Genomic DNA, 5,601 nt, shown 5'->3' with positions numbered 1-5,601 from the left:
CGGTGGTCCGTCAGCGGGGATGCCGCCGCAGGCCCCCGGTGGCTTCCCGCCGCCGTACGGTGCCGCGCCCGGTCCGTTCCCTGGTGGTCCGTCAGCAGGCATGCCGCCGCAGGCTCCTGGGGGCTTCCCGCCGCCGGTGTTCGCGACGCCGCCGGACTCCGGCCGTCCGGCCGGGGACGCGCCGACCATGCTCGCGCCCCCGCCCGGCGGGCCCGGCGCGGGCCCGATGGCCGACCCCTCGCAGGCGCCGACCCTGCTCGCCTCCGAGGTCCCCGGGCTGAACGGCCTGCCGGGCGCCCCCGGCCGGGGCGGCCCGACCGCTCCTCCGCCCCCGCCGCCCGCCGACCTGCGCGGTCCGTCCGCCGCTCCGCCCGTACCTCCGGGCCACGCGGCGTTCCAGGCCCCGGGCCGGACGCCGACCGCCCCGCCCCCGCCGCCCCCGGCCGACCTGCGCGGCGACGTCACCGGCGGAGCCCCCGGTGCCGGCCCGCTCCAGGGCGCGGCCCCGGTCGGCTACGGCTACCCGGACGCGGCCTCGGCCGGCGCCCCGGCTCCGGCCGCCCCCGCCGAACCGGCCGTCGCCGCCCCGGCCCCGGCCCCGCAGGGCCCGGGCGCTCCCGGCCAGCCCTCGGTCGGCCCGGGCAGCAGCGCCGTGGTCCGCTACCGGGGCCCGGACGGCTCCGAGCAGACGGTCATGCAGCGCAGCGAACCCGGCACCCCGCACCCCGAGGTGAAGGTGCTCGCCGAGCTGCGCCGCCTCAACGTGCCCCCGGACCAGGTGCTCGAACTCCACACCGACCTGGAGCCCTGCGACCTCCCCGGCGGCTACTGCCTGCGGATGGTCCGCACGGCCTGGCCGAACGTCCGGATCAGCCACACCGCCGCGTACGGCCGCGACCACCAGGCCCGCCAGGCCGGCATGGCCGTGCTGCTGGACCACCTCGACCAGCTCCACCAGCTGGCCGCCGGCCCGCAGCGCCCGCGCACCGTCCGCGTCCCGCTGCCCCCGGCGGGTTCGCCGCCGGCCGGTGCGGTGCCGCTGCCGCCCACCGACCCGCAGCAGCTGGGCGGTGAGCTCGCCCAGGTCTTCGGGCCGTCGGTGTTCCGCTTCGAGCCGCGCGCGGTGTCCCGCCAGGGCGTGCCGGAGCAGGTCGCCCAGATGCTGATCTGGGCCGGGCTGCCGCGCGACTTCGCACCGTTCTTCTGGGCCCGGGCCCAGGAGGGCCGGCCGATCCCGACCCTCGCCGAGCTGGCCGCCGAACGCGGACTGCCGGGCGGCCCGGACTTCGGCGGCTACCTGGTGCTGGGCAACGACCACGGGCGCCAGCTGTGCGTGCAGTACGGCACGGCGGCGGTGGTCGCGGTCGACCTGGAGCGGCCGGGGGCGGAGGCCCCGCGCTTCGTCAACAGCGGCGTACCGGAGTTCGTCCGCTCGCTGGCCCTGCTCGGACGGATGTGGCGCCTGCGCTACGGGCTGACGCCCGATCAGGCGGGCCGTTGGACGGTCGACTTCCAGGCCCAGCTCCAGGCCGTCGACCCCGCCGCCCTCAACGGCCCCGAGACCTGGTGGTCGGTCCTGCTGGAGCAGTTCTGGGACGGCCTGATGTAAACAACCGCTCAACAAGGAGGGGCACGTCACACCGTGACGTGCCCCTCCGGCACCTTCACGGCAACGGGAGATCCAGCAGGCCGCGTCGGGCGCAGGGGTACGGCGCCGTTTCATGGGGTGCGGGGCAGCGCTCGGACCGTCAGGCGGGCGCATACCGCCGCGAGCGGAAGTTCTGCGAACAACGCCATGGCCAGCGCCGCGCGCAGTTCGCTCCCGCCGGCCGCGGTCATCGTGTCGAACCAGGCGTCGACGGTGAGCAGGGCGGCCGTCGCGGCGGCGGCCGGTGCCAGTCGCCGATCCCCGCGGGTGGCCAGCAGCCCTGTGGTGATCAGGCCGACCGCCTCCAGCGCGTCCAGACCCACCCAGGCGGCGGACCAGTGGGTGGTATGGAAGGTGGTCGGCAAGCTGGTGGCCAACACGACGAGCCACGGGAGCAGCGCCACCCCGCAGCCGGCCAGGACGAGACCCAGCCGTCGGCCTGGAAGGCGGTCCGGACGACGGCGCTGCCGGCTGGGGAGCGATCCCGTGCGCGGGCCGTGCGGCCTGCGCATGCCGCGCTCGGCGTCCGGCCCCGGGAACAGTTCGGTGATTTCCTGCATGCCCTTCAGCCTGGGCCGCACAGCGATCACAGTCAGTGGTGCCGGGTGCCGTTCTCAGGGTGGTGCCAGCTTCAGCATCGATCCGGATGCAGGGTGCATGGCCGGGCTCTCAACTGGCGCTCTACCGTCGAGCCATGACGATTCCCCGGTCGCTGCGGCGCAGAGTTGCTCGGGTCCGGCGGGATACCGGTTTCCTGGCGGCCGGGATACCGGTGCACCTTGCGCTGGTCCCGCTGTGGAGCTGGATGGCGAGCGCCGTGAAGTCGAAGGCGTGGCCGGTGCTCCCGCTCCCGTTCGTGCTGATCCTGCTCGGTGTACTCGTGCTCACCGCTGTGCAGCGACGCCGTTACCGGGCGGTGCTGGGAGTGGAGATCCGCCGGCCGCCGGCCGCGCGCGAGCAAGGACGGCTGAGGCGCGCTCTGCGGTGGCCGACCGCGGCCCAGACCTGGCGGCAGGCCGGATACCACCTGCTTGTCGGTCCGCTCCTGGCCGTGGTGGAGCTGGGGGTGCTCGCCGCGTGGGTCGCGGGCCTTGCCGGCGTCACCGTCAGCGGGTGGGCCTGGATGCTGCCGGTCCAGGTCCGCCTGGACCATGTCGACCACGCGACCCAAGCGGTGTACTACACCGCGGCCGGTGTGCTGCTGCTGTGCGCCGCACCCTGGCTGACCGGGCCGGTGACCCGCGCCGAGACCCGGATCGCGCTCGCGCTGCTCGGGACCAGCCGCTCCCGGCAGCTTCAGCAGCGTGTCGAGCACCTGTCCGAGAGCCGCACCGACCTGATCGACGCGGTCGATGCCGAACGCCGCCGCATCGAACGTGACCTGCACGACGGCACCCAGCAGCGCCTGGTCTCCCTCGCGGTCAACCTGGGCCTGGCCAAGGCCACCCTCACCGACCTGCCGGACGAGGCCCGCGCCGTGATCGACGAGGCGCACCGCGAGGCGAAGGAGGCCATCGCCGAACTCAACGACCTGGTGCGCGGTCTGCACCCGGCCGTCCTCGAAGACCGCGGGCTGGACGCCGCGATGTCCGGGCTGGCCGCCCGGGTACCGATCCCGGTACGGCTGCGAGTCGACCTCGAGGAGCGAGCGGCGCCCACGGTGGAGTCGGTCGCCTACTTCGTGGTCTCCGAGGCGCTCACCAACGTCACCAAGCACGCCCGCGCCACCCGGGTTGACGTGACTGTCCAACAGATCGGGAGAATGTTGCGCGTGAACATCACCGACGACGGGATCGGCGGCGCCGACACCTCCACCGGCAGCGGACTGAGCGGGCTGGCCAAACGGGTCGGTTCGGTCGACGGCACCTTGCACATCAGCAGCCCGGTCGGGGGCCCGACCACCATCGCCGTGGAGTTGCCGTGCGGGCGGTGATCGCCGAGGACTCGCTGCTGCTGCGCGTCGGGCTCGTCAAGGTCCTGGAGATGGCCGGCTTCGAGATCGCCGCCGAGGTCGGCGACGCCGAAGCCCTGCTCGCGGCCGTCGAGGAACACCGGCCCGGGATGGCGCTGATCGATGTCCGCATGCCACCCGGGTTCACCGACGAAGGCGTGCGCGCCGCGCTGGTGATCCGTGAGCGATGGCCGCAGACCGCGGTGGTGCTGCTCTCGCAGTACGTCGAGGAGCGGTATGCGGTCGACCTGCTGACGGCCAACACCAGCGGCGTCGGCTACCTGCTCAAGCAACGCGTGGCCGACGTGGAGGAGTTCGTGGCTTCCGTCCGGCGGGTTGCGGCCGGGGGAACTGCACTGGATCCACAGGTGGTCGCCCAGTTGCTCGTGCGCCGCCGCAGTGACCCGCTCGATCGGCTGACGCCACGCGAACGGGAGGTGCTCGCCCTGATGGCCGAGGGGCGCTCCAACAATGGGATCGCCGAGGCCCTGGTCGTCAGCGACAGCGCGGTGGCCAAGCACATCAACAGCATCCTCGCCAAACTCGACCTGCCCGCGGCCGACGCCGATCACCGGCGCGTTCTCGCCGTCCTGAGGTTCCTCGGCACTTCCCCGACCTGACCGATCCGCCGCCCGCCCCCTACCGGGCAGGACCCCCGGCAGGGGGTCCTCACCCACCTGCCTCGGCACGCCCTTGTTTGGGTTTCGATCCCACTTGCGCAAAATAGGTCAAGAGGACGGTCCTATCCGCGCCTGCCTCCACCGGCACCGACAGGGGAAGAGACCATGAGCGACGCAGTCTCCCAGCACGGCTTCATCGTCACCCGCCGGGGCTACGCCCCCGAGCAGGTCGACCACGCGATGGCCGCGCTGACGGCCGAGCGCGACAGCGCGTGGGAGCAGCTCAGCGTGCTGGGCTCCGGCGTCCGGGAGATGGAGCGCCGGCTGGCCGAGATCCGGCAGGCCGCCGACGACGCCCCGGAGCCGGACTACTCGGTGCTGAGCGAGCAGGCCGTGAAGCTGATGGGCATCGCGGACTCCGAGGCGACCGCCGTCCGGGAGGCCGCGCAGCGCGCCGCCGAGGACGCCCGGGACGAGGCGTACGAGAACGGCCAGAAGGCCGCCGGCGCCGCGCGCGACTACTCCGTGGCGACCCGGACCGAGGCCGACGCCTCCGCCCGCCGCACCGACGAGCGGACCAGGGCCGAGGCCGAGCAGCTGCGGGCGGCGGCGGACCGGGAGTCGCGGGCGATCCGGGACTCGGCGACCGCCGACGCGGCCAAGACCCGGGTGGCCGCCGCGGAGGCGCAGGAGCGGGCGGAGGCCAAGCTGGCCGAGCTGCGCCGCAAGGCGGACGAGACCTTCGCGGCCGTCGAGGCCAAGGCGGACGTGGAGGACGGCAAGATCTCCTCCACCGCCGAGCGCAAGGTGCGCGAGGCCGAACTGCACCGGGAGTCGGTGCTGGCCCAGATCAAGCAGGCCGAGGCGGAGGCCCGTTCGGAGGCGGACGCGCTGGTGGAGGCGGCCCGCCGGGAGGCGGAGAAGATCCAGGCGGTCAGCGAGCGCGAGCAGCGCGAGTTCACGGCGAACTACGAGCAGGTGCAGCAGCACCTGGACCACATCAAGCAGACCCTGGCCGCCCTCACCGGCGCCGCGGTAGGCCAGATCGAGGCCGCAACTCCCGCTCCCGTCCCCGCCACTGACGCCCCGTCGGTCGCAGCTCCCAAGGCGCTCCCTGTGGCCGAGGAGCCCCCGACCGAGCTGCTGCCGAGCATCCCGCCGGCCGCGCCCCTCCCGCCCAAGCCCCCGGCCCCGCCGACTGCCACCCCGGCCCCGGCCCCGGCGCCGGCTCCCGCTCCCGCCACGCCCCCGGTCCCCGAGGCGGAGACCCGGATCATCCCGAAGATCGTGATCGTGGACGACGGCCACGAGTACCCGAGCGAGGTCATCCGCCGCAGCTGACGGCCGCGCGCGAACGCCGGGCCCCGTCCACAGCCTGTGGA

Annotated in this window: 5 protein-coding genes; 4 read left to right on the top strand and 1 reads right to left on the bottom strand. The window is 74.4% G+C overall.

Annotated features, from left to right (window positions below):
* Positions 1 to 1,609 (top strand): SUKH-4 family immunity protein (locus ACZ6ZR_RS10220; RefSeq protein ID WP_465641347.1); only part of this gene is annotated, 1,609 nt, incomplete at its 5' end.
* 110 nt (positions 1,610 to 1,719) lie between these two features.
* On the opposite strand, the gene ACZ6ZR_RS10215 is transcribed toward ACZ6ZR_RS10220, so the two are convergent.
* A complete protein-coding gene (locus ACZ6ZR_RS10215; RefSeq protein WP_465641345.1) occupies positions 1,720 to 2,208 on the bottom strand; it encodes a hypothetical protein in 489 nt (162 codons plus the stop codon).
* 134 nt (positions 2,209 to 2,342) lie between these two features.
* Here ACZ6ZR_RS10215 and ACZ6ZR_RS10210 point away from each other — a divergent pair, with 134 nt between their 5' ends.
* The 3 genes from ACZ6ZR_RS10210 (at position 2,343) to ACZ6ZR_RS10200 (ending at position 5,560) form a co-directional block, all read left to right on the top strand.
* Positions 2,343 to 3,581 (top strand): sensor histidine kinase, encoded by a 1,239-nt coding sequence (locus ACZ6ZR_RS10210; protein ID WP_465641343.1) that lies wholly within the window; start codon positions 2,343 to 2,345, stop codon positions 3,579 to 3,581.
* Positions 3,569 to 4,219 carry a response regulator gene (locus ACZ6ZR_RS10205; protein ID WP_465641341.1) on the top strand — a complete coding sequence of 217 codons (651 nt, stop codon included), beginning with the start codon at positions 3,569 to 3,571 and terminating at the stop codon, positions 4,217 to 4,219. The genes ACZ6ZR_RS10210 and ACZ6ZR_RS10205 overlap by 13 nt, the downstream gene beginning before the upstream one ends.
* 165 nt (positions 4,220 to 4,384) lie before the next feature.
* Complete coding sequence (locus ACZ6ZR_RS10200) at positions 4,385 to 5,560, top strand: hypothetical protein (RefSeq protein WP_465641339.1); 1,176 nt, start codon at positions 4,385 to 4,387, stop codon at positions 5,558 to 5,560.
* The last annotated feature ends 41 nt before the right edge of the window (positions 5,561 to 5,601 follow it).

The organism is Kitasatospora sp. NPDC088742 (genome assembly GCF_055584905.1).
Note: the sequence above shows the minus strand (reverse complement) of the source record. Positions and strands in the feature narration are given on the sequence as shown.

Bases quoted from the DNA above. Each gene is read 5' to 3' on its own strand.
- ACZ6ZR_RS10215 (WP_465641345.1), bottom strand. From the start codon at position 2,208: ATGCAGGAAATCACCGAACTGTTCCCGGGGCCGGACGCCGAGCGCGGC.
- ACZ6ZR_RS10200 (WP_465641339.1), top strand. From the start codon at position 4,385: ATGAGCGACGCAGTCTCCCAGCACGGCTTCATCGTCACCCGCCGGGGC.
- ACZ6ZR_RS10210 (WP_465641343.1), top strand. From the start codon at position 2,343: ATGACGATTCCCCGGTCGCTGCGGCGCAGAGTTGCTCGGGTCCGGCGG.